Origin of the sequence: Amycolatopsis pithecellobii, assembly GCF_009707865.1 — a bacterium.
GTDB classification, from domain to species: Bacteria; Actinomycetota; Actinomycetes; order Mycobacteriales; family Pseudonocardiaceae; genus Amycolatopsis_E; species Amycolatopsis_E pithecellobii.
This window is the reverse complement of sequence record NZ_WMBA01000055.1, coordinates 34828-57080: the sequence shown is the minus strand read 5'-3', so window position 1 is coordinate 57080 and position 22253 is coordinate 34828. Positions and strand designations below refer to the sequence as shown.

General features: G+C 69.5%; 22 protein-coding genes. 15 read left to right on the top strand and 7 right to left on the bottom strand.

Going from position 1 to position 22253, the window contains the following annotated elements; genetic code table 11:
- Positions 1–24: 24 nt before the first annotated feature.
- The 12 genes from GKO32_RS28500 (at position 25) to GKO32_RS28445 (ending at position 12025) form a co-directional block, all read left to right on the top strand.
- Positions 25–783 carry a sulfite exporter TauE/SafE family protein gene (locus GKO32_RS28500; protein ID WP_312868678.1) on the top strand — a complete coding sequence of 253 codons (759 nt, stop codon included), beginning with the start codon at positions 25–27 and terminating at the stop codon, positions 781–783.
- A gap of 98 nt (positions 784–881) precedes the next feature.
- Positions 882–3140 (top strand): xanthine dehydrogenase family protein molybdopterin-binding subunit, encoded by a 2259-nt coding sequence (locus GKO32_RS28495; RefSeq protein ID WP_154759995.1) that lies wholly within the window; start codon positions 882–884, stop codon positions 3138–3140.
- Positions 3137–3607: a (2Fe-2S)-binding protein gene (locus tag GKO32_RS28490; protein ID WP_312868677.1), complete on the top strand. Its 471-nt coding sequence runs from the start codon at positions 3137–3139 to the stop codon at positions 3605–3607. The genes GKO32_RS28495 and GKO32_RS28490 overlap by 4 nt, the downstream gene beginning before the upstream one ends.
- On the top strand, positions 3604–4416 hold the full coding sequence (locus GKO32_RS28485) for an FAD binding domain-containing protein (RefSeq protein ID WP_312868676.1): 813 nt from the start codon (positions 3604–3606) through the stop codon (positions 4414–4416). The genes GKO32_RS28490 and GKO32_RS28485 overlap by 4 nt, the downstream gene beginning before the upstream one ends.
- A 214-nt stretch (positions 4417–4630) precedes the next feature.
- Positions 4631–5830 (top strand): NAD(P)/FAD-dependent oxidoreductase, encoded by a 1200-nt coding sequence (locus GKO32_RS28480; RefSeq protein WP_154759994.1) that lies wholly within the window; start codon positions 4631–4633, stop codon positions 5828–5830.
- 46 nt (positions 5831–5876) lie between these two features.
- On the top strand, positions 5877–6902 hold the full coding sequence (locus GKO32_RS28475; RefSeq protein WP_154759993.1) for a dipeptidase: 1026 nt from the start codon (positions 5877–5879) through the stop codon (positions 6900–6902).
- 21 nt (positions 6903–6923) lie between these two features.
- Entirely contained in the window at positions 6924–7724 is an 801-nt protein-coding gene (locus GKO32_RS28470) for a phytanoyl-CoA dioxygenase family protein (protein ID WP_154759992.1), read from the top strand.
- A gap of 9 nt (positions 7725–7733) precedes the next feature.
- A complete protein-coding gene (locus tag GKO32_RS28465) occupies positions 7734–8486 on the top strand; it encodes an SDR family NAD(P)-dependent oxidoreductase (protein ID WP_154759991.1) in 753 nt (250 codons plus the stop codon).
- Between the two features lie 16 nt (positions 8487–8502).
- Complete coding sequence (locus tag GKO32_RS28460) at positions 8503–9504, top strand: proline racemase family protein (RefSeq protein WP_154759990.1); 1002 nt, start codon at positions 8503–8505, stop codon at positions 9502–9504.
- 17 nt (positions 9505–9521) lie between these two features.
- Positions 9522–10442 (top strand): DMT family transporter, encoded by a 921-nt coding sequence (locus GKO32_RS28455; RefSeq protein ID WP_208024574.1) that lies wholly within the window; start codon positions 9522–9524, stop codon positions 10440–10442.
- On the top strand, positions 10439–11053 hold the full coding sequence (gene epsC, locus GKO32_RS28450; RefSeq protein ID WP_154759989.1) for a serine O-acetyltransferase EpsC: 615 nt from the start codon (positions 10439–10441) through the stop codon (positions 11051–11053). Before GKO32_RS28455 ends, epsC begins: the two co-directional genes overlap by 4 nt.
- Before the next feature lie 27 nt (positions 11054–11080).
- Positions 11081–12025 carry a PLP-dependent cysteine synthase family protein gene (locus tag GKO32_RS28445; RefSeq protein ID WP_154759988.1) on the top strand — a complete coding sequence of 315 codons (945 nt, stop codon included), beginning with the start codon at positions 11081–11083 and terminating at the stop codon, positions 12023–12025.
- Between the two features lie 8 nt (positions 12026–12033).
- Here the strand turns inward: GKO32_RS28445 and GKO32_RS28440 are convergent, their stop codons facing one another.
- Positions 12034–12654 carry an L-threonylcarbamoyladenylate synthase gene (locus tag GKO32_RS28440; RefSeq protein ID WP_154759987.1) on the bottom strand — a complete coding sequence of 207 codons (621 nt, stop codon included), beginning with the start codon at positions 12652–12654 and terminating at the stop codon, positions 12034–12036.
- Between the two features lie 47 nt (positions 12655–12701).
- Positions 12702–13586, bottom strand: coding sequence for a LysR family transcriptional regulator (locus tag GKO32_RS28435; RefSeq protein WP_166459763.1), 885 nt, complete (start codon positions 13584–13586; stop codon positions 12702–12704).
- A 142-nt stretch (positions 13587–13728) separates the two neighbouring features.
- Between GKO32_RS28435 and GKO32_RS28430 the strand changes: the two genes are divergently transcribed.
- The 3 genes from GKO32_RS28430 to GKO32_RS28420 are packed head-to-tail and all read left to right on the top strand — an operon-like array spanning position 13729 to position 16099.
- On the top strand, positions 13729–14523 hold the full coding sequence (locus GKO32_RS28430; RefSeq protein ID WP_154759985.1) for an HpcH/HpaI aldolase family protein: 795 nt from the start codon (positions 13729–13731) through the stop codon (positions 14521–14523).
- Positions 14520–15479 carry a cyclase family protein gene (locus GKO32_RS28425; RefSeq protein ID WP_154759984.1) on the top strand — a complete coding sequence of 320 codons (960 nt, stop codon included), beginning with the start codon at positions 14520–14522 and terminating at the stop codon, positions 15477–15479. The genes GKO32_RS28430 and GKO32_RS28425 overlap by 4 nt, the downstream gene beginning before the upstream one ends.
- 26 nt (positions 15480–15505) lie before the next feature.
- Entirely contained in the window at positions 15506–16099 is a 594-nt protein-coding gene (locus tag GKO32_RS28420) for a cysteine hydrolase family protein (RefSeq protein WP_154759983.1), read from the top strand.
- 28 nt (positions 16100–16127) lie between these two features.
- Here the strand turns inward: GKO32_RS28420 and GKO32_RS28415 are convergent, their stop codons facing one another.
- The 5 genes from GKO32_RS28415 to GKO32_RS28395 all read right to left on the bottom strand — a co-directional run bounded on the left by GKO32_RS28415 (position 16128) and on the right by GKO32_RS28395 (position 22166).
- Entirely contained in the window at positions 16128–18317 is a 2190-nt protein-coding gene (locus tag GKO32_RS28415) for a tetratricopeptide repeat protein (protein WP_154759982.1), read from the bottom strand.
- Positions 18318–18407: 90 nt separating this feature from the next.
- Positions 18408–18806 carry a VOC family protein gene (locus GKO32_RS28410; RefSeq protein WP_154759981.1) on the bottom strand — a complete coding sequence of 133 codons (399 nt, stop codon included), beginning with the start codon at positions 18804–18806 and terminating at the stop codon, positions 18408–18410.
- Positions 18807–18829: 23 nt separating this feature from the next.
- Positions 18830–19567, bottom strand: a complete 738-nt coding sequence (locus GKO32_RS28405; protein ID WP_154759980.1) for a phosphosulfolactate synthase — start codon at positions 19565–19567, stop codon at positions 18830–18832.
- On the bottom strand, positions 19564–20697 hold the full coding sequence (locus tag GKO32_RS28400; protein WP_154759979.1) for an acyltransferase: 1134 nt from the start codon (positions 20695–20697) through the stop codon (positions 19564–19566). The genes GKO32_RS28405 and GKO32_RS28400 overlap by 4 nt, the downstream gene beginning before the upstream one ends.
- Positions 20694–22166 carry a class I adenylate-forming enzyme family protein gene (locus GKO32_RS28395; RefSeq protein ID WP_166459762.1) on the bottom strand — a complete coding sequence of 491 codons (1473 nt, stop codon included), beginning with the start codon at positions 22164–22166 and terminating at the stop codon, positions 20694–20696. The genes GKO32_RS28400 and GKO32_RS28395 overlap by 4 nt, the downstream gene beginning before the upstream one ends.
- Between the last annotated feature and the right edge of the window lie 87 nt (positions 22167–22253).

Genomic DNA, 22253 nt, shown 5'->3' with positions numbered 1-22253 from the left:
CCTCCCTGCCGATAATCCCCAACCGTGAGCCTTTCCCTCCCGGCGTTGGTGTTCCTCTTCGTCGCCGGGGTCGGGGCCGGGCTCACCGGGTCCGTCGCAGGGCTCGCCTCGCTCGTCTCCTATCCCGCGCTCCTCGCCGTGGGCCTGCCGCCGCTGACCGCGAATGTCACCAACACCATCGCCTTGATGGGCACCACCGCCGGCGCCGCGGCGGGGTCGCGGCCCGAGCTGACCGGGCAGTGGCGCCGCCTCAGGGTGTTGTGCTGGATCACCGCCACCGGCGGCGCGCTCGGCGCCGGGCTTCTACTGTGGACACCGCCCGGCGTCTTCACCGTCACCGTCCCGTTTCTCATCGCAGGTGCGTCGATTCTCCTCTTCGTCGGCCCGCATCTGCGGCGCGATGTCCACACTGGACGGGGACTCAGCCGCGGTACGGCCGTCGCCGCATTCGGTGTGGCCATTTACGCCGGCTATTTCGGCGCCGCGGCCGGTGTGCTCATGCTCGCGTTGCTGTCCACCGCCTGGCCCCAGTCACTGGCGCGGTCCAACGCCGCCAAGACCATCGCGACCGGCGCGGCGAACTCCGTGGCCGCGGTCGTCTTCGCGTTCACCGGCTATGCCGACTGGCCGGCGGTTCTGGTGCTGTGCCTGGGATCCGTGCTCGGCTCGTGGATCGGGCCGTCGATCGTCCGGCGGGTGCCCGCGACGCCGTTGCGGATCGTCATCGGACTCGCCGGACTCGGTCTCGCCGGTACGCTCGCGTGGCAGGCGTTCACCGGGTGAGAAGGAGAAATCCGCGGCGCCCCAGCAAAAAACTCCAGGGGTATGTTGGTGCTCGGGCGCCGGCATGATCGTCCGGACCCGTCATGGGAGGCCACGAGTTGAGCATTGTCGGTACCAGGGTCGTCCGGATCGAGGACCAGAAACTCATCACCACCGGTGGCACGTACGTCGACGACCTCCGCGAACCGGCACTGACCGGCGCGGTGCACGCGATGTTCGTCCGCAGCCCCATCGCGCACGCCCGGATCACCTCGATCGACACCGAGGAGGCGCTGGCCGCTCCCGGAGTCGTCGGTGTGTACACCGCCGCGGATCTCGAGCTGGCGCCGCGGAAGGTCGGCCCCGTCGAGCAGCCGTGGCTGGCGTCCGAAGTGGTCCGTTACGTCGGTGAGCCCGTCGCGCTGGTCCTCACCGAGGAGCGCTACCAGCTCGCGGACGCCGCCGAGCTGGTCGACATCGACTACGACCCGCTCGACGCCGTGGCGAGCGCCGACGCCGCGCTGTCGGACGAGACCTTGCTGTTCCCCGAGATCGGCACGAATCTTGTGCAGGTACACGGAATCGAGGAATTCCCGGACGGGAGTTTCGACGGCTGCGAGGTCGTCGTCACGCAGACCATCGTGAACCAGCGCGTCGCGCCCGCGCCGCTCGAAGTGCGGGGCGCCTCCTGCGTGTGGGGCGAGGACGGCCGCCTGACGGTCTGGCTTTCCACCCAGAACGCCCAGCTGGCCCGCAGGTCGATCGCGAACGGACTCGGGGTCGGCGAGGACAAGGTCCGGGTCATCACGCCGGACGTCGGCGGCGGTTTCGGGGCGAAGATCGGGGCCGACCCTGACCCGGTCGTGCTCGGCTGGGCGGCGCGGCAGGCGGACCGGCCGGTGCGCTGGATCGAGTCCCGCAGCGAGAACCTCACCTCGATGACGCACGGCCGCGGCCAGCAGAACACCGTGACCATCGGTGGCCGCCGCGACGGGACGGTCGAGGTGTTCCGGCTCGACGTGGTGCAGGACGCGGGCGCCTATCCGCGGTCGGTGTTCCTGCCCACGCTGACCGAGCTGATGGCGTCCGGCGTCTACCACTTCCCGAAGATCGAGACGCGCAGCCGAGCGGTGGTCACCAACACCACCCCGATCGCCGCTTACCGTGGCGCGGGCCGGCCCGAGGCGACCGCCGCGGTGGAACGGGCGATGGACCTGTTCGCCGCCGAGCTCGGGCTGGACCCGGCGGAGGTCCGGAAGATCAACTTCATCCGCCCGGAAGAATTCCCGTACAAGACGAAAACGGGCGCCCACTACGACTCCGGCGAGTACGAGGCCGTGCTCGACAAGGTACTGACGGCCGCGGACTACGCCGGGCTGCGGGCCGAGCAGAAACGCCGGCGCGAAGCCGGGGATCCGGTCGCGCTCGGGCTCGGTATCGCCAGCTACGTCGAGATCACCGGCGGCGACAGCTCGGGTGAGAGCGGTCGCGTCGACATCAACCCGGACGGCACGGTCACCGCCTACACCGGCAGTTCGCCGCACGGGCAGGGGCTGGCCACGTCGCTGGCGATGCTGCTGTCGGACCAGCTCGGCATCCCGATGGAGCGGATCACCGTCAAATACGGGGACACCGACGACGTGCCCAAGGCGATCGGCACGTTCGGTTCGCGTTCCCTGCAGCTGGGCGGTTCCGCCGTGCGGCAGGCCGCGGACCAGGTGATCGCGAACGCCCGCGAGATCGCCGCGGACCTGCTCGAAGCCGCGCCGGACGATCTCGAACTCGACGTGGACAGCGGCGCCTGGCGGGTGCGGGGCGCGCCGTCGAGCGGCTCGGTGGACTGGGTGCAGCTCGCGGCCCGCGCCGAGGAAGGCGTGCTGTCGGCCGACGTGTGGTTCAGCGACGGCACCCCGACGTTCCCGTTCGGCGCCCATCTCGCGGTCGTCGAGGTCGACACCGAAACCGGGAAGGTCGTGGTGAAACGCATCATCGCCGGCGACGACGCCGGCCCGGTCGTCAACCCGCTGGCGTTCCGCGGGCAGCGGCACGGCGGGCTCGGCCAGGGCATCGCGCAGGCGTTGCTGGAGGTGATGGCGTACGACCCCGACGGCAACCCGACCACGGCCACACTCGCCGACTACTCGTTCATCACCGCGACCGAACTACCGGACTTCGAGCTCGTCGACTCGGCCACGCCGACGACGCGGAACCCGTTGGGAGTCAAGGGAATCGGCGAGGCGGCGACGATCGGCTCGACACCGGCGGTGCACAACGCGGTGGTGGACGCGCTGGCGCACCTGGGAGTGCGCCACCTGGACATGCCCATGACCCCGCTGCGGGTGTGGGAAGCGCTCTCTTTGAAAGGTGAGGCGAAGTGAGGGTCTCCATCGAGGTCAACGGCACGGCGGTGACCGAGGAGGTCGAGGACCGCACGCTGCTGGTGCACTACCTGCGGGACAACGCGGGGCTGACGGGCACGAACATCGGTTGTGACACCACGTCATGCGGTGCCTGCACGGTGCTGCTGGACGGTGAGTCGGTGAAATCGTGCACGGTGCTCGCGGCGCAGGCCGACGGGCACCGGGTCACCACGGTCGAAGGACTGTCCGATCGCGACGGTGAGCTGCACCCGGTGCAGCGGGCGTTCCGGGAGCAGCACGGGCTGCAGTGCGGGTTCTGCACGCCGGGCATGATCATGGCGTCGGTTTCGTTGCTGGCACACAATCCCAAGCCCACCCGGGATGAGGTGCGGGAGGGGCTGGAAGGCAACCTGTGCCGCTGCACGGGATATCACAATATCGTCAGCGCCGTGATCGAGGCGTCGGGACAGGAGGTGGACCGGTGATCCCGGCTCCGTTCAGCTATCGCCGGGTGTCCACTGTGGACGAGGCGCTGACCGTGCTCGGCGAGCACGGTGACGAAGCGAAGGTCCTCGCGGGCGGGCATTCCTTGCTGCCGCTGATGAAACTGCGGTTCGCCACGCCGGAGATCGTCGTCGACTTGGCGCCGATCGACGAGTTGCGATACGTGCGCGTCGAGAGGGACACGGTCGCGATCGGTGCGCTGACGCGGTATCACGATCTGCACCATGACGAGACGCTGCGCGAGCACGCCCCGTTGCTGGCGCACGTGGCCGGTGCGATCGGTGATCAGCAGGTGCGGCACCGCGGCACCATCGGTGGTTCTCTCGCGCACGCCGATGCGGCGGCCGACCTGCCCGCGGCGCTCCTGGCTTCCGGCGGCTCGCTCGTGGTGCGCGGTCCCGGCGGGCAGCGCGAGATTCCGGCGGACGAGTTCTTCCTGGGCCCGTTCACCACCCCGCTGGAGCCCGATGAGCTGGTCACCGAGGTCCGGGTGCCGGTGGCGACCGGAATCGGCTGGGGTTTCGAGAAGTTCACCCGCCGCTCGATCGACTGGGCCATCGTCGGGGTCGCGGTGCTCGGGCAGGCGGTGGGCCTGATCAACATGGGTGGCACCCCGATCCGCGCGACCGCGACGGAAGAGGCGCTCGCCTCCGGCGCGTCCATTGTGGACGCTGCCGCGCTGGCCGCGGACGGTGCGTCGCCGGTCAGCGAACCCCATGCCAGCGCCGAATACCGCGGGCACCTGGCGCGTGTGCTGACCGCACGGGCGTTGAATACCGCGGCTGTGTGATTCCACTTCGGACCGGAAAAAAGAAAAACAATTCCACGATAAAGCCGGTGAAAATCGCCGGACGCGATCTTCCCGATCGATGCGGATCGGGTAGTCGATGAGGCATTTCCGGGAACGCGATTGACATCAATGTCGTGACCCGCGCATACTCGCTCAGTGGATATGGGGCGCACGACGCTCATTTATTGATGTCTCATTCTGCGGGGCGGTTCACGTGGATTCGGTGCACGCGGATATCGTGGTTGTGGGCGGTGGAATCATCGGCAGCTGCGTTGCTTTTTATCTCGCGAAATCAGGTGCGGATGTCGTCGTTCTCGATCCGGAACCGGGTCAGGGTTCCTCGGCGGGCAATGCGGGAATGCTCGTGCCCAGTCAATCCGTGCCGTTTGCGAGTCCGGCCACCGTCGCCGCCTGGGTTGCCGCACTGGCCAGCCGGGACAGCACCATCAGTTTCCGGCGGCCGGTACCGCTGAGCCTGGTGCCGTGGTTCGCGCGCATGGCGATCGAGGCGCGTCCCGGACGGGCCCGGCGAGCCACCCGGAATTTGTTCGAACTCGCCGGAAAGAGCCTCCACCTCTATCAGGAGATGGTCGATAACGAAGGAATCGACCTGCATCTACGCCCGGTGGGATCATTGCGGGTTTTCCGCAGCGTGGTCGCACTCGAGCGGCAGCGCCGAGCGCTGGACGAATTGGCTGGATGTGGCGCCGAATTCGAAATGCTGGGGCCGCGAAAACTCCGGGAAATCGAACCGGCTCTGCGGACGGGTCTCGCGGGCGCGATCAAGTTTCCGCATGATCGCAGTCTCGATCCCGCGCGTGCGACGCGGGCTATCGCCGATGCGGCACGTGCCCGGGGTGCCCAATTCCGAGCCGAGCGTGTCGTCGGTTTCCAGCGCGCCGGAGGGCGGGTCGTCATGGTGCGGACCGACCGCGGCTGCTTGAGCGCGGACGAATTCGTCGTCGCGGCCGGTGCCGCCAGCGCGCAGGTCGGGAAATTGCTGGGGGCGCGGCTGCCGGTGCGGGCCGGGTACGGATTGAGCGTCACCTATCCCACCGGGAGCCCCCTGCTGCGCAGTTCGGTGATGCTCGAGGAAGAGCATGTGGTGATCAACTCCCGGGAGTCCTGGGTGCGGTTGACCACCGGAATGGAATTCGGCGGGACGGCACACGACAGACCCGGTGCCGGCGCCGTCCGGCGGCTCGACGCGGTGACCCGGGCCTACGTGCCCACGCTGCCGGCCCATGACACCGCCCAGCCGCCGTGGCGGGGTGCCCGGCCGATGACGCCGTCCGGAACACCCTGCATCGGCCGGATCGCCGCCAACGTCATCGCCGCGACCGGACACGGCACCCTGGGCATGACCTTGGGCCCGGTGACCGGGCACCTGGTCAGCTCACTCGTCGCCGGCTGAGGCACTGCCCGCCGGAAACCCGGACTCTCACGTTCTGGAGAAAGCCTTGAACGCTTCGCACAAGCAGTTGCTCGTCGGCGACGCACACAACGATCTGCTGGCCCTCGTCGCGTTGCGCGACCCGGACCGCTGGGGCACCTACTTCCGTGATCACTGGCATCCGCAGTTGGTGGCGGGCGGGGTGAAACTCCAGGTGCTGCCCGTCATGATCGACCACGAGTTCCGCCCGGAAGGGGCGCTGCGGCGCACCCTCCGGATGATCGAGGCCGCGTACCGCATCGCCGAGGAGAACTCCGACCTCGTCGCCTTGTGCCAGTCGGGAGCCGAGATCGACGCCGCGCTGGCGGAAAACCGCATCGCACTCGTGCTCGCACTGGAGGGGTGCGCGCAGATCGACGAGGACGTCGAACTGCTCCAGACCATGACCAGGCTCGGGGTGCGCATGGTGTCGCTCACCCATTTCGGCCGCACGGCGCTGGCGGACGGGTCCGCCGAACAGGGCACCGGCAGCAGGCTGAGCCGGGCCGGGGTCGAGGCCGTCGGGTTGCTGGACCGGCTCGGCGTGCTGATCGATGTGTCCCACCTCAACCACGCGGGGGTGGCGCACGTACTGGAACTCACCACCAGGCCGGTCATCGCGAGTCACTCGGCGGCGTTCGCATTGCGCGCGCACCACCGGAACCTGGATGACCACCAGATCAAGGCCATCGCCGCCACCGGCGGGGTGATCTGCTTGAACCTCTACGCCGGTTATCTGACCGACGACGATCCCACGATCGACCATGTGGTCGAGCACATCCTGCATATCGCGCGGATCGCGGGCGAGGATCACGTCGGCATCGGAAGTGACTTCGTCGCGGAATTGTTCGCGGAGACGATGCCTGCCTGGCAGCGTCCACTGGTGATCGAAGGGACCGACGCCGAAAGGCTGGTACCGGGCCTGACCGGGCCTGCCGGCTTTCCGTTGATCGCCACCGCAATGCTAGACCGGGGAATTCCCGGGCCTGTTGTCGAAAAGGTCATCGGCGGCAATCTCCGTCGCCTGCTGACGGAAACCGCAGCAATCGACTGACGCGCAGAAAGGAATGAATTCATGGAAGCCGGACGCGCTCTGTCTCCCGCACAGGTCGACGAGTACCGAACCAGGGGATTCCTGGTCGAGGAAAGCGTTTTTCCCGACAACGAGATGACAGCGCTGAATGCCGAAGCAGCCAAGGAGTTCGCGTCGGGAGGTGAACGCGTCACCCTCGAAGAAGGCACCGACACCGTGCGCGGTGTGCACGGCTGCCACCTGTACTCCGAGCTGTTCGCGGAGCTCGTTCGCTCGCCGAGGCTGCTCCCCATCGCCGAGCAACTGCTGGACGACGAGGTGTACGTCCATCAGTTCAAGATCAACGCGAAGCGGGCGTTCAGAGGCGAAGTATGGGAATGGCACCAGGATTACACGTTCTGGCACCGCGAGGACGGGATGCCGGCGCCCCGCGCGCTCTCGGCGGCGATCTTTCTCGACGAGGTGACGGAGTTCAACGGCCCGCTGATCTTCGTGCCCGGCGGACACCGGGCCGGAATGGTCGAAACGGACGTCGAAGGCGACGGCTGGGCCAATACGCTGACCGCGAGCCTCAAATACTCGATCGACATCGAATCCATGCACAGGCTGGTCGAAAGCCATGGCATGGTGGCCCCGAAGGGCCCGCGCGGATCGGTGCTCTGGTTCGACGCGAATATCCCGCACAGCTCGGTTCCGAACATTTCTCCACGTGATCGCGGTTTGCTGTTGATCACCTACAACAGCGTGCGGAACAAGGTCGACCTTTCCCGCGCCACGCGGCCCGAATGGCTTTCGGCTCGCGATTTCACGCCGTTGGCGGCAGCGCACGCCACCTCCCGGTGAGGGAATTCGATGCCGACTTCGTTCACCGGCCGGATTGCGGTGGTCACGGGTGCCTCGTCCGGTATAGGCAGGGCAACCGCCGAGGCGTTGTCGGCGGCGGGTGCTCGCGTCGCGTTGATCGGCCGCACTCCGGCCGCGCTGGCGAAGGCCGCGGCGGGCCTGCCCGGCGACTCACTCGAGTTGCCCGCCGACGTCGCCGACGACGCGGCGGTGACCGCCGCCCTCGACCGGGTCGAGGCCACCTGGGGCGTACCGGACCTCGTCGTCACCTCGGCGGGCGTGGCTGAGCCGGCGGCGCTGACCGAGCTCACCCCGAGCCGCTGGCGGCACACCATCGACGTCAATCTGTCGGGCACGTTCTACGTCGCTCGCGACGCCGGCGTGCGCATGCTCCGCGCCGGCAGCACCGGCGACATCATCATGATCGGCTCCGAACTGGCCACGATGGGCATGTCCTGGTACGCCGCCTACTGCGCCTCGAAAGCCGGTGTAGTCGGCCTCACCCGCGCCCTCGCGGCCGAGCTGGCACCCCGGATCCGGGTGAACGCGGTCTGTCCCGGGCCGGTCGACACCCCGATGCTCGCCGCGGAATTCGAAGCCTTCGGCGATGCCGGCGCGGTCCGGGAGCAGACCATCGCTCGAGTGCCGCTCAACCGGCTGGCCACCGCCGCCGAAGTGGCCGCGGCCGTGATGTATCTCCTCGCCCCGACCACCTACGCCACCGGAACGGCGTTGCACCTCGACGGCGGCACCACCAGCTGAGCACGGGAGAAAATCTATGCACGCCACCAAGATCGTGCACACGGTCGAGTCGCACACGGAGGGCATGCCCACCCGCGTCGTGATCGGTGGGGCCGGGGTGATACCCGGCGCGACCATGGCCGAGCGCCGCCGCTACCTGTCCGCGCATCTCGACGATTTCGCGCACCTGCTGATCCGTGAACCACGGGGGCATTCCGCAATGTGCGTGGCGATCCTGCAACCACCGGCCCGGCCCGGTACCGACTACGGCGTCCTGTATGCCGAACTGGCCGGCTGCGTGCCGATGTGCGGCCACGGCACGATCGGGGTCGCCACGGTGCTCGTGGAAACGGGCATGGTGGAGGTGCACGAGCCCACGACGACGGTGCGGCTCGACACGCCGGCCGGGCCCGTCGTGGCGGAGGTTGCGGTCGCCGACGGCAGGGCACGATCGGTCACCATCGACAGCGTCCCCGCCTTCGTGGTGGAACTCGACCGGGAGCTCAAGGTCGCCGGGTTCGGCGCGATACGGTGCGATATCGCGTACGGCGGAAACTTCTACGCCATCGCCGACCTCGCCGACGTGGGTCTTCCCTTCGAACGTGGCGCCCGGCAACGGATCATCGAAGCCGGCTTGGCGATCATGGCCGAAGTCAACGCGACAGGCCGCCCGGTGCACCCCGAGGATCCGGGAATCACCGGATGCGATCACGTGTATCTGGCGGCACCGGGCTCGACAGCGCAACGCTCCCGGCACGCGATGGTCATCAGTCCCGGGGTGCTGGACCGGTCTCCGTGCGGCACCGGAACCGGCGCTCGGATGGCCCAGTTGCGTGCCCGTGGGGCATTGGAAATCGGCCAGGAGTTCCGCAACGAATCGATCATCGGCACGCATTTCCACGGCACGCTGACCGCCGAGCACCGGGTCGGCGAGCGCACCGTCGTGCAGCCCCGGGTCACCGGCCGCGCATGGCTGACCGGGACGGCACAATACTTTCGCGACCCGCAAGATCCGTTTCCGGCCGGCTTCGAACTCTGAACGCCGGGGGACGAGAAGTGAGCACGGGACGGGGCCTGACCGGCCCATCGGCCCTGCGGTTCCTCCTCGTGGCCGCACTGGGGGGAGCCAGCTTCCCCAGCGTGCGAGTCGCACTGGAGGGACTGAGCCCGGCGCAGCTGGTGTTCGGCCGGGTACTGCTCGGTGCGGCGGTGGTACTGGTGATCGCCTGGATGCGCGGCGCCGCGCTGCCGCGCGGGCGCATCTGGGGGCACGTGATCGTGGCCGCGATGCTGGGCAACGTGCTGCCCTTCACCCTGTTGTCGTGGGGGGAGCGCACCACCGGGGCCGGCATCGCGGGTGTGCTCGTGGGAAGCACCCCGCTGCTGACGTTGGTACTGACGGCGCTGGCGTTGCCGGCGGAACCGGCGACCCGGCGCAAAGTGGCCGGCATGCTGGTCGCCTTTCTCGGCGTCGTCGTGCTGATCAACCCGTGGCACACGGCGTTCGGTTCCCTCGGTGGGCAGGTGGCCTGTCTCGGCGCGGCGCTGAGCTATGCGGCGTACTTCTTCTATGTCCGCAAGTGCCTCACTCCGCGCGGGCTCGCCCCGTTGTCGCTGATCGCCGGGCAACTGAGTGTGGCCGCGGTGCTGGAGGCTCCGGCGGCTCTGCTCCTGGGTGCGGCGGCGCCGCACCTCACCGCCAGGGTCGTGGCCGGGATGCTGGTTCTCGGGCTGCTGTGTACCGGACTGGGCTACGTGCAGCTGTTCCGGCTGATCGGTGAAGTCGGCGCGGCGACCGCTTCCGCGGTCAACTACCTCGAGCCGCTGTTCGCCGTGGTGCTCAGCGTCAGCCTGCTCGGCGAACCGGTCACCTGGAACATGATCGCCGGTGGCCTGGTGTTGTTCGCGGGCGTGGCTTACGCGGAGAACCGGATCGGCACCCCGCCGCGGTCCGGTCTTTCGGAGGAGTCGGTATGAGCATCAGGAACGTTCTCCGGATGGCCGCGGACGATCTGGACATGATCCGCGAGCGCGATCCGTCGATCACCTCACGCACCGAAGCGCTGCTTCATCCCGCGCTGCCGGCGATCTGGACCTACAGGGTCGCGCACCGGCTTCACCTGCGTCGCCTGCGCCGCACGGCCAGGGCGCTGTCAGCCGTTGCCCGGGTTGTGGGTGGCGGCATCGAAATCCATCCCGGGGCCCGGATCGGCCGTGGCTTCTTCATCGACCACGGGGCCGGCGTTGTGATCGGGGAAACGGCGGTGATCGGCGAAAATGTCACGATTTTCCACCAGGTCACGCTCGGCTCGGTCGGCTGGTGGCACGACCGGGAACGTCCCGCCGGGGCGCGCCGGCATCCGCGGGTGGGCGATCGTGTGGTGATCGGCGCGAATGCCACGCTGCTGGGGCCGATCACCATCGGCCAGGACAGTGTCATCGGCGCTCAGGCGCTCGTCATCGAAGACGTGCCGAGCGGGTCCCGGGTCCTGGCGGCGGCCGCCGGATCCCGGCCGCGATTCCGCGGTGGCGCAGCTTTCGTCAATGGTTCAGACCATTCTGCACTGGGCGGCTTCCCGACCTGGTGAGCCGATCGACCGACAGGGAGCATCGTGATGACCAGTATCAAGCGGCCACCCGCAGAGTCGCTCGCCGACCTGATCGGCGGCACGCCACTCGTCCGGCTGCACTTCGGGCCCGACGCGGTGGCCACCACCTATGCGAAGCTGGAGTCGGCCAACCCGTTGGCGAGCGTGAAGGACCGGACCGCGCTGTACATGATCGAAGGCGCTGAGCGGCGGGGACAGCTGCGCCCCGGTGAAGGCACGGTCGTGGAGGCTTCCTCCGGGAACACCGGAATCGCGCTCGCCGCCCTGTGCGCGATGCGTGGCTACGAATGCGTGATCGTATTGCCGGACAATGTGACCGCCGAGCGAATCCAGCTTCTGCGGTCGTTCGGCGCGGAGGTCGTGCTGGTGCCGTATGAAGCGAATTACGCGGCCGCGGTGGAACGGGCCGAGGAGATCCACCGCGCTCGGCCGGGCTCGTGGTTCGTCTGCCAGCACGAGAATCCCGACAATGTGCAGGCGCACTACGCCACTACCGGACCCGAAATCTGGGCCGATCTCGACGGGCGGATCGACATCCTGGTGTGCGGGTACGGCACCGGCGGCACGCTGACCGGGTCCGCGCGCTATCTCAAGGAGCAGAACCCGGCCATCAAGGTGGTGGCGGTCGAGCCGGAGCGGTCCCCGTTGCTGAGTCAGGGTGTCGGTGGCTTGCACTGCATCCCGGGCCTCAACGGTGGATTTCTCACGTCCACAACGGATGTCGGCTGTATCGACGAGGTCCTGACCGTCAGCGACGACGAAGCCCAGACGGCCGCGTTGCTGCTCGCTCGCACAGCCGGTCTTCTGGTGGGCATTTCCTCCGGTGCGGCCGCGCACGCCTGCCGGACCCTCGCCACCCGGACGGAACATGCTGGAAAGACCATCGTCACGGTGTTCCCGGACACCGGCGAGCGCTATCTTTCGTCGCTCGCCGGTGCTTCCGGTCAGTGAGAGGCAGGCTACTCGAACCGTGCCGGGTCACCGGCGCCGTAGCGGACGATTTCCGGTGCCTCGCCGGAGAAATCGACCACAGTGGTCGGTTCGGTGCCGCAGTCGCCGGAGTCGATGACGGCGTCGAGTGAGTGGTCCAGCTCCTCCTTGATCTCCCAGCCGTGCGTCAGCGGCTCCTCGCGGTCCGGCAGCAGCAGCGTGCTCGACAGCATCGGCTCACCGAGCTCCGCGAGGAGCGCTTGCGCGACAACATGGTCGGGGATGCGCACGCCAACGGTTTTCTTCTTGGGGTGCAGCAATCGGCGCGGCACCTCCTTGGTGGCCGGCAGGATGAATGTGTAGCTGCCTGGCGTCGACGCCTTGATTGCGCGGAACACCACGTTGTTCACGTGCACGAACTGGCCCAGCTGCGCGAAATCGCGGCACACCAACGTGAAATGGTGCCGATCATCCAGGTCCCGGATCGTGCGGATGCGGTCGATCCCGTCCTTGTTCCCCAGCTGGCAGCCCAGCGCGAAGCACGAATCGGTCGGGTATGCGATCAGCCCGCCGTCACGCACGATCCCGACGACCTGGTCGATCGAGCGCCGTTGAGGGTTGTCCGGATGGACATCGAAGTACTTCGCCATGGCGCGAGCTTAAGCGGGCGCCCGATCGAGACACGATCAGTCGTCCCTCACCGGCTGACGGGCCGAGGGAACCGCCGGTGCGCCCGGTCGAGGACGCGGCTGATCGGCGCCTCGTCACGGCGATCCCGGCGCCACGTCATGTACGTCACGATCGTGGGTTCGGGGTCATGGAGGCGGCGCAGGAGGATCCGTTCACCATCTGGTGCCGCGAAGTGGCTGTGATCCTGCCAGCCGGCGGGCAGGAACGAGCAGTGTGCGCCGTCGGAGAGCAGCATCAGCAATCCTTCCTCGACGGCGGCGTTGACCCGGTCCACCAGCGGAACCATCTCCAGGTAGGGATGGAGGACAGCGGGGAAGGTCCAGGGGTCGATGTTGGTGGCCAGGCGCAGTCCGACGATGTCGGAGGGCCCGATTTCCTCGAGGCGGTGAAACCGCGGCGTGTCCGGGAGCGCGATCACGAAGCGCTCCTCGAGCAGCGGGAGTTGTGCGAGCTCCGCGTCGTCTCGGAGCTCGGTCCACAGCAGGCCAAGCTCGAGCTCCCGCGAGCGCAGCAACTCGACCTGGTGGTGGGAATCCAGCGGGCGCAGCGACAGGGACGAGCGTCCGACAGCGGGGCGGATGACCTGATCAACGAGTGATTCCCGGAAGTCCGTGGGCAGCGAGCGCATGCCGACGCGGACCGGGGGTGTGTGCGCCGTGCGGAACATCGTGTGGATGAGATCGAACTCGGCGACGATGGCGCGTGCGCGGGGCAGTAGCGCCTCACCGGCAGCGGTCAGGGTCGCCGGACGCGTCGTGCGGTTGAAGAGGCGGGCGCCCAGCTCGGACTCCAGTTCCTGGATCCGCTCGCTGACCCGGGACGGCGCGACATGCAGCTGGCGAGCCGCGACGGTCACGCTGCCGGACTGCGCCAGAGCGAGGAAGACCTGCATGTGAACAAGCTGGGCCTTCATGCCGGGCTCACCGGCCGGCCGCCGCGAACTGACCTCGACACAACTTTCGACAATACCGAAAGTGTGGCTCTTGTTCCGGCTCTAGTGTCAACGACGAACACGAGCACTCAGGGAGAACCACATGCTGACGAAGCGCCCACGCCGGATCCGCGCGGCCTGGGAGGCGGGCACCGTCGCCTACGGGGTCGCGGTCCAGCTGCCCAGTCCTGACCTGGTGGAGATCGCGGGGCAGGCCGGACTCGACTACGCCTGGATCGACGCCGAGCACGGATCGTTGTCGCTGGCCGAGATCCGCGAGCTGATCCGCGGTGCGGACGCCGTCGGAATCGACGCCATCGTGCGGATCGCCGACCACGACACGTCGTTCATCCAGCGCGTCCTCGACCTGGGGGCGGCCGGGATCATGGCCGCTCACGTGTGCACACCCGAGCAGGCCGCCGCACTCGTGGCGGCGGCTCGCTACGCGCCCGCGGGCTTGCGGGGCGCCTGTCCGGCGGTGCGGTCGGTCGGGCACGTCACGACCGACTGGGCAGGTGACCGGCGGCGCGCCGACGAGGACGTTGTGGTCTTCGGGCTCATCGAGGACCTCGAAGGGGTGGAGAACGTGGAGGCCATCGCGTCGCGATCGGGTCTCGACGGACTCGTTTTCGGTCCCTTCGACCTGAGCATGGCCCACGGCCTCGACGGCGACGTCGCCCACGACGAAATCCAGAAGCTGCACGACCGCGTGGTCCGGGCCTGCCGCGAGGCCGGGATCGAATACGTCGTCGCGAACGCGGCGTGGGAGTTCGGGGGTGTCGCCGTCACCGGGTCGCGGACCGTCACCCTCGCCGGTGACCGGGGTGTGTTGTTCGACGGACTGCACCGGTTGCTGGACTCGGCGCGGTCGGCAGGAGCGGCAGGATCGCAGCCATGAGCGTGAGGGACACGAGCCTGACCGAGGGCGAGGTGCTCAGGTTCTTCACCTCGCTGTCCAACTGGGGCCGCTGGGGCGACGACGACCGCCTGGGCACGCTGAACACCATCACCGACGAGGTGCGCGCGGCGGCGGCCGCATCGATCCGCACCGGGCGCGCCGTGTCACTTTCCCGGGACATCGACCCTCGCACCCCCGACCCGCTGGCCTCCGGCAACTCCGTGGTGCAGCGGTTCACCGGCACGAACGAGGTCGAGGAACACTTCGGGCGGCCGTTGCGGTTCGACGCGGTCACCGAGTTCGTCGGGATCGCCGCGCACGGCTCGAACACCCACGTCGACGGCCTGGCCCACTACTCGTGGGACGGGCACAACTACAACGGCTTCCCCGCCTCCGAGACGACCTCGCTGGGCGGTGCGCGGAAACTGTCGGTCCACCACGCCGCGCTCGGTTTCCTGACCCGGGGCGTGCTGCTGGACATCGCGGCGTTGCACGGCGTCGACTGGCTCGGGCGTGGTCAGCCGGTCACCCCCGAGGACCTCACCGCCGCGGAACGACGGCAGGGCGTCACGGTGCGCCCGGGCGACGCGTTGCTGGTCCACACCGGCAACGCGGCCAGGATCCTGCACGAGGGCCCCGACGCCGTGGGCCCGGCGGCGCGGCAGGCCGGGCTGCACGCGAGTTGCCTGCCGTTCCTGCGCGAGCGCGACGTCGCCATGCTGGGTAACGACGGCGTGCAGGACGTGCAGCCCTCAGGGTACGGACCGGACCTGACGCGGCCCGTGCACACGGTGGCTCTGGTCGCACTCGGCCTTTGGCTGGTGGACAACATGGAACTCACCGAGCTTGCCGCGGTGTGCCGCGAGGAGCGCCGCTGGGAGTTCTTCTTCGCCGCGTTGCCGTGGCGCATGGTCGGCGTGACCGCCAGCGCCAGCAATCCCGTCGCGATCTTCTGACCTTGCCGCTGCGAAAGGACTTTCCTGTGCCCACTACGGCAGTTCTCGTCATCGACATGCAGAACGGCTTCCTGCATCCGGAAGGGTCGCTCGCCAGGGCCGGGATGGGCCTTCCGGACGCCGAGCCCGCCGTCCGTGCGACCCGTGCCCTGCTCGCCTCCGCTCGTGCGTCCGGTCTGCCCGTGCTCTACACGCGCCAGGTCGTCAGCGAGGGGGCTCCTGAGATGTCCCCCCGCTGGCGGGCGGCCGCGGCACCGGCCCTCGCCGTCGAACCGCGCATGCTCAGCCACGGAAGCTGGGACGCCGAGATCATCGACCGGCTCGCCCCCAAGACGGGCGAGGTGGTCGTCGACAAGAACCGGTACGACGCCTTCCTGTACACCGACCTCGAGGACATCCTGCGCGGCCTGGGGACCGAGCGCCTCGTGGTCGCCGGAGTGCTGACCAACGTGTGCGTCGAGTCCACCGTGCGGTCCGCGCTCGAGCGCCGGTTCAACGTCGCAGTGGCCGCCGACGCCACCGCCGCTTACGACGGGTTCCTGGCGCCCTCGCTCGCCGCCATGACCGCGCTGTACGGGACCGTGGCGCCGTGGTCCGAACTCGTGCCCGCGACCCGCTGACACCGGGCCACCCCCGCGGGACCGGGCGTCAGCCGGTTCCGAGGTTTTCCAGTGCCTGCTTCGCGAGTTCGTCATCACGGTCGGCCGCGCGCTGGTACCAGGCCCGGCCTTCCTCGAGGTTGCCGCGGCGCCAGTGCAGCGCGCCGAGGTTCACTTCCGCGGGCAGGTGACCCGCCTCGACAGCCTGGCGGTACCAGCTTTCCGCCTCGTCGAACTCGCCCCGTTCCTGCAGCACCATGCCCAGGTTCAGCATCGCCTCGGGCAGGCCGTGCGCCGCGGATCGCCGGTACCACTCTTCGGCCTCGCCGGTCCTGCCACGCTGCTCCAGCAGGACCCCCAGCCCGAACGCCGCGACCCGCCCGTGCTCGCCGTCGGCCGCCCGCCGGAACCACGTCTCCGCCGCGTCCAGATCGCCCTGGTGCCACAGGTTCCGCGCCAGATCGAGCGCCGCCTCGCCATCGCCGATCTCCGCCGCCAGCCGCCGCAGCGCCTCGACATCCGCGCGGTGCGCCCCCGGCTCACCCGTCGGCGACAACAATCCCATCAACCGCACCGCGGCCGGATCCCCGGACAACGCGACCCGCCGCAACAGCTCCGCGCCGCGCTTGCGGTCCCCGTGCAACAGCTCGAGCACGGCTTCCTTGCGCACCCCGTTCGGATCACCCGCCGACGCCGCGCGCCGGTACGCCTCACGGGCCTGATCGATCCGGCCCGTCTGCGCGAACAGCCCGCCGAGATTGGTCATGCCGGTGGTGTCCCCGGCGTCGGCCGCCCGTTGATACCACAGCTGGGCCGTCGCGAGGTCCTGGCGCTGCTCGGCCATGCTGCCCAGGTTCGACATCGCCCAGCTGCTGCCCGCATCCGCCGCACGCTGGAACCACTGCTGCGCGCGCGCCTCGTCACCGTCCAGCCGCGCGGCCCAGCCGAGGTTGAACAGCGCGAACTGGTCGCCGGAGCGGGCGAGCTCGGTCCACAACAGCACGGCGTCGCCGATGCGCCCGAAGCACACCGCGGCGCGCGCGATCCGGAAACGCTGGTCCGTGGTGAGCAGGTTTGTGCTCAGCAGGCCCTGCCACACCGCATCCGGCACCGCACCCGACGCGGCGTCGACGAGATAACCGGACGCGACATAGCGATTCGACCCGGCCGGGATCAGGCACGGCGTCGCGCCGCGCACCGGCTGGATCGCCCAGTCCAGCGCGCCCGCCAGGTCCGGCTCGCCGATGCGGCTGCGGAACCGCTCCGAGAGGTAACCGCCGTGCAGCGACATCAGCCAGTCCAGCGGCACCGGGTCGAGAAAACCGGCGCGCCGCAGGTCGACCGCCGCGCTGACCAGCGCCGCACCGGCCTCGTTCTCGCCGGAACGCCACCGCCGCAGTGCCTCCGGGCCGGCGGAGATGTGCTCGCCCAGCCCGATCTCCTCGACGATCGCGCCCGCGATCCGCGGATCGTCACGGTAGCGGTGCGCGGCCGCGGTTTCGGTGCGGTCGAGCTGCCGGCCCAGCTCGACCGGCGTGACCCGGGTGAGCACGCGGTGCGCGCTGTCGCCGTCGATGCCGAGATCGGCGCGGGCGCGCGTGCGCAGCGTCGCGAGCACGACACCGTTCAACGCCCGCAACAGGGTGTCGTCGAGGCTGTCGGTGGTCAGGTACCGCTCGAGATCATCCAGCCACACCACGGCTTTCGCCGGCGGGGCGGCCGCGAGTTCCCGCAGCGCCGCCTCGTCGCGCGGCACCATCACCGACTCCCAGCCGAAGCGGGAAGCGTTGCGCAGCAAGGCTTCGTAAGCCGTGCGAGTCTTCCCCGCGGCCGCGTCGCCCTGGACGAGGACGAGCCCGCCGCCTGCCAGCGCACGGTCGAGCGCGGCGTCCGCGGTGCGCGGTACGTACGGGGGCATCGCGGCCCCGCCGGGCACGGGCCACGCCGGGCGCACCCCGAGCGCGGCCGGGTCGAGGTCATCGATCCGCAGGACCCGGATCGCCGCCGTGCCGGCCGGTTTCGGCCGCGGTGGCGGATCGGGCGCGGGCACGGTCGGCCGGGGACGGAACGCGAGCAGCACAAGGAGCCCGGTGGCGATCGCGGCCAGTACCTCGACCGGCCAGCCCACGGCCTGAGGCAGCGTGCCCTGGCTGGTGAGCAGCCCCGTCACCACGGCGACCGCGGCGGCCACTCCCGCGCCGAGCAGGCGCCCCGTTCTGCTTCCCGTCTCGAACGACATCGCGGGTTACTTTTCCATAGCCCCCGCGGGCGAGGAATGACTGTTCGGCAACGTTCGCACCGCCGTGGATCGGCGCTGGTCCCGGCAAGGTCAGTACTGCAGCCGCGGGTCGTCGTAGTTCTTGAACTCGATGACGTTGTTCGACGGGTCGGCGAGCGCGATCGTGCGATGCTGCTCGGCGGTCCCTTCGAACCGCACGGCCGGCCCGGCGAGTACCCGCAGCTTCCGGTGCTCCACCACCCGCACGAGCCGGTCGAAGTCCTCGGCGCGGGCGAAGCTGAGCCCGAAATGCCGCGGGTACATCACCGCCTCCGCGGGGATGTCGTCGGAGAGATGGCAGACCAGCTGGTCGCCGAAGAAGTCGAACGTGACGCGGTCGGCGTAGCGGCGGGCGAGCTTGGCCCCGAGGCCGAAGACGTAGAACTCGACCGCCTCGTCGAGGTCACGCGCGGGAACCGCGAAGTGCGCGGCGTCGTGCATATCACGCATGGATGCTCCTTTGTGGACAGTGCTCAGGCGAAGGAAACGGTGCGGGGCAAGGTCATCTGGAGCAACGTGTCACCGCGGAGGCCGCGGCGGAGGGTCTCGACGGCGACCAGGTCGGCGGCGGCGATGTTGCCGAGGTTGACGTCCACGCCGATCGCCCGGATCAGGTCGACCTGGAGCTCCTTGGTGGGCGCCTCGAACAGCAGCCGGTCGGCGTCGACGCGGGCGAGGACGGCGTCCAGTACGTCGTCGCGCAGGTGCCCGTCCGGCCGCGCCATCCCGCTGCGGCCGCTTTCCCTGGTCTCGGTGATCACCAGTTCGGCGCCGGCGTCGAGATCCTCCAGGATCGCGCCGGCCCAGTCGGCGGGGGAGAGCGTCGCCGAGCGTTCCGCATCCTTGTAGCCGACCTCCGCCAGCACCGGCCGGTATCGCGTCATCCGCCGCACCCAGCCGGCCTTGCCCGGCTGGTCGAGCGGGATCGTGCCGTTGGAGACCTCGATGTGGGTGGCGCCGGTGCGGTCGACGAGCGTGAGGTAGTCGTCGAGCCGGCCCTGCACGAGGTACCACTCGAACAACGTGCCGCCGAAGTAGAAACCGATCCCCGCCTCACGCAGCACGGCGATCTTGCGGTCGAGGTCCCGGGTCACCAGCGCGGTGCCCCAGCCGAACTTGACCAGCCCGACATGGTCGCGGTGGCTGGAGATCACGTCGGTGAACTGTCCCGTGGGCAGGCCGGGGTCGATCATCATCGTGGTGTGGCTCATCGGGCTCCTCCTGTGGTGACGAGCGCGAGGTCTTCGCGCGGGGGTACGGGAATGGGCGCGCGCGCCCGGCCGGTGAGCGCGAGGCTCACCGGGGTGCGCCGGACGGCGGCGGTGAGCAGCCCGGACACGAGATAGGTCAACGGCAGCAGCACGAGCACCAGCACGGCCAGCACCAGTGCGTCCGGCGCGGTCTGTGCGAGACCGGCGAGTCCGGACGCCGTGGCGCCGAGCAGAATCCCTTGCAGCACGAGGGGATGCAGCAGGTAGACCCCGAACGAAGCGTCCGAAGTGGACATGACGAGCCGGGCACCGAACCGCCCGCGCTCCGCCCAGATCAGCCCGGTGGCGAGGAACGCCCACGCGATGGCCAGGCTTTCCACGACGATCACCGGCTGGAACACCATGCCGGCCTGCAACGGCGGCTGCCCGCCCCGCACCTGCCCGAGGTAGCCGCCGATCGCCAGGGCCACGACGCCCGCCGCGCCGCCGAACACGAGCCGTACCTGCCGCCGGGTCCATCCGACGAGCGCGTCCCGGTGCCAGGCGGCGATCGAACCCACCAGGACATACCCGGCGTAGCTGGGCAGCAGCGCGTCCGGGGCGCGCAGCCAGCCCGACAGCGGACCGAGATCCCACTGGTGCTGCACGGCGCTCGCGAAGATCAGCTGGAACACCACCGCGAGCACCAGCAGCGCGCCGTGCCACCGCCGTGCCGCCCGCAGCAGCATCCGTAACAGCGGGAACACCAGGTAGATCTGCATCGAGACGAGCAGGAAGTACAGGTGGTAGCGCGCGGTGCCGGTGAGCAGCTGCTGCACGAACACCTGGCCGAGATACGGGCCGCCGTCGGCGAAGAAGTACAGCACCGTCCACATCAGATACGGCACGGCGACGAACAGGTACCGGCGGCGCCAGAACGCCGGCCAGCGCACCGTCTTGCGCGTGCTGTAGGTCAGCACGAACGCGGTGAGCAGGAAGAACACCTCGCGGCTGACGTGGAAGATCATGCCGAGCGCGCCGTCGAGGACGCTCGGCGCCACCGGCGCGAGAGCCAGGACATGGGTGCCGATGACCAACCCGACCGTCAGCACCCGGACCAGGTCGACGTAGTAGAGGTGTTCCTTGTTCACGGGCGCCCTGCCGGCTCCGGTCGTAGCGCCCGGCGCAGTACCTTGCCCGTCGGGCCGACCGGCAGCGCGTCGATGACCTCGACGACCACCGGCCGCTTGTACCGCGTCAGCCGTTGCGCGCACCACGCGAGAAGGGACGCCTGGAGTCGTTCGGCATCGCGGCTCTCGGTGGTGACGAACGCGACCGGGACCTGCCCGAGCCGTTCGTGGGGCGCGCCCACGACCGCCGCCGCGGCGACGCCGGGATGCGCGAGTAGAACGTTTTCGACTTCCTGCGGGTAGACCTTCTCGCCGCCGCGGTTGATCACGTCGTCCACGCGGCCGGCCAGGTACAGGAACCCGGCTTCATCGCGGACCCCGATGTCCCCGGTGCGCAGCCAGCCGTCCGCGGCGCGGGCGGGGCGACTCCGTTCTGGACCGTCGAGTTCGACGTACTCGCGGACGATTTCCGGCCCGCGCAACAGAACGTCGCCCTCTTCGCCGGGCGCGGTCTCGCGGCCGTCCGACCCCGCGACGATCAGGTCCACGTCCACCGGCAGCCCTACCGACCCGTCCCGCCGCCGCGCCGGGTCCAGTGGGTTCGCGGTGAGCTGACCGGCGGCCTCGGACATGCCGTAGGTTTCCAGCACACCCAGCCCCGTGCGCGCGGTGAACGCCCGCGCGGTCTCGCGCGGCAGCGGCGCCGACGCGGAGCGGGCGAACCGGATCCGGTCGACGACCCGCGTGGGCGGGGCCGGGCACCGGGCGAGCGAGGCCAGGATCGCGGGAACCGCGTTGAGCCAGGTCGGGCGGTGCCGTTCCACCCGCGCCCAGTACTCGCCCGCCTCGAACCGGCGGTCGATCACCAGCTCGGCGCCACTTACTACCGTCGCGAGCAGGCCCATGACCTGGGCGTTGACATGGAACAACGGCAGCGGGGTGTAGCCGCGCTCGCCGGGGCCGAAACGATGATGCCGCGCGACCCGTTCCGCCGCGTGCAACAGCTGCCATTCGGTGAGCGGGATGCCCTTGGGTGCGCCCGTGGTGCCGGAACTGGTGAGCAGCACCGCGGGATGCGACGCGCCGGTCCGGTGCGGGGTGTTCGCCGACCGGATCCGGCGCGGGCCGGCGAAATCTGCCAGCACCGTGTTCAGTCCGGAATGGACAGTCGGGTCGTCACGATCGGTGGCGAGCACATCGATCCGCAAGCGGGCCAGCGCGCCGGCCAATTCGGCTTCCGTGAGCCGCGGGTCGACCGGCGCCGCGGTCGCGCCCGCGGACAGGCAGCCGAGGTAGGCCATGGTGAACAGCAACGGGTCGGCGATCACCAGTCCCACCCGGCTGCCCGGCGGGATCTCGTGGCGCCAGCGCTCGGCGTGCGCGGCGACCTCGCGCCAGGTCAGGACCCGCTCGTCCGCGCCGGAAAGGAACGCGGGCGAGTCAGGCCGCTCGCGGGCCCGGGTGGACAGCAACCGCGACACCATCGCCATGAAACCCTCCACACGCGTTTCGCCGGACTTTCGCCGAGTCTGGCCGGTTTCCCTATGCACGCGCTGGAAGCCGGATGAGAAAAAACT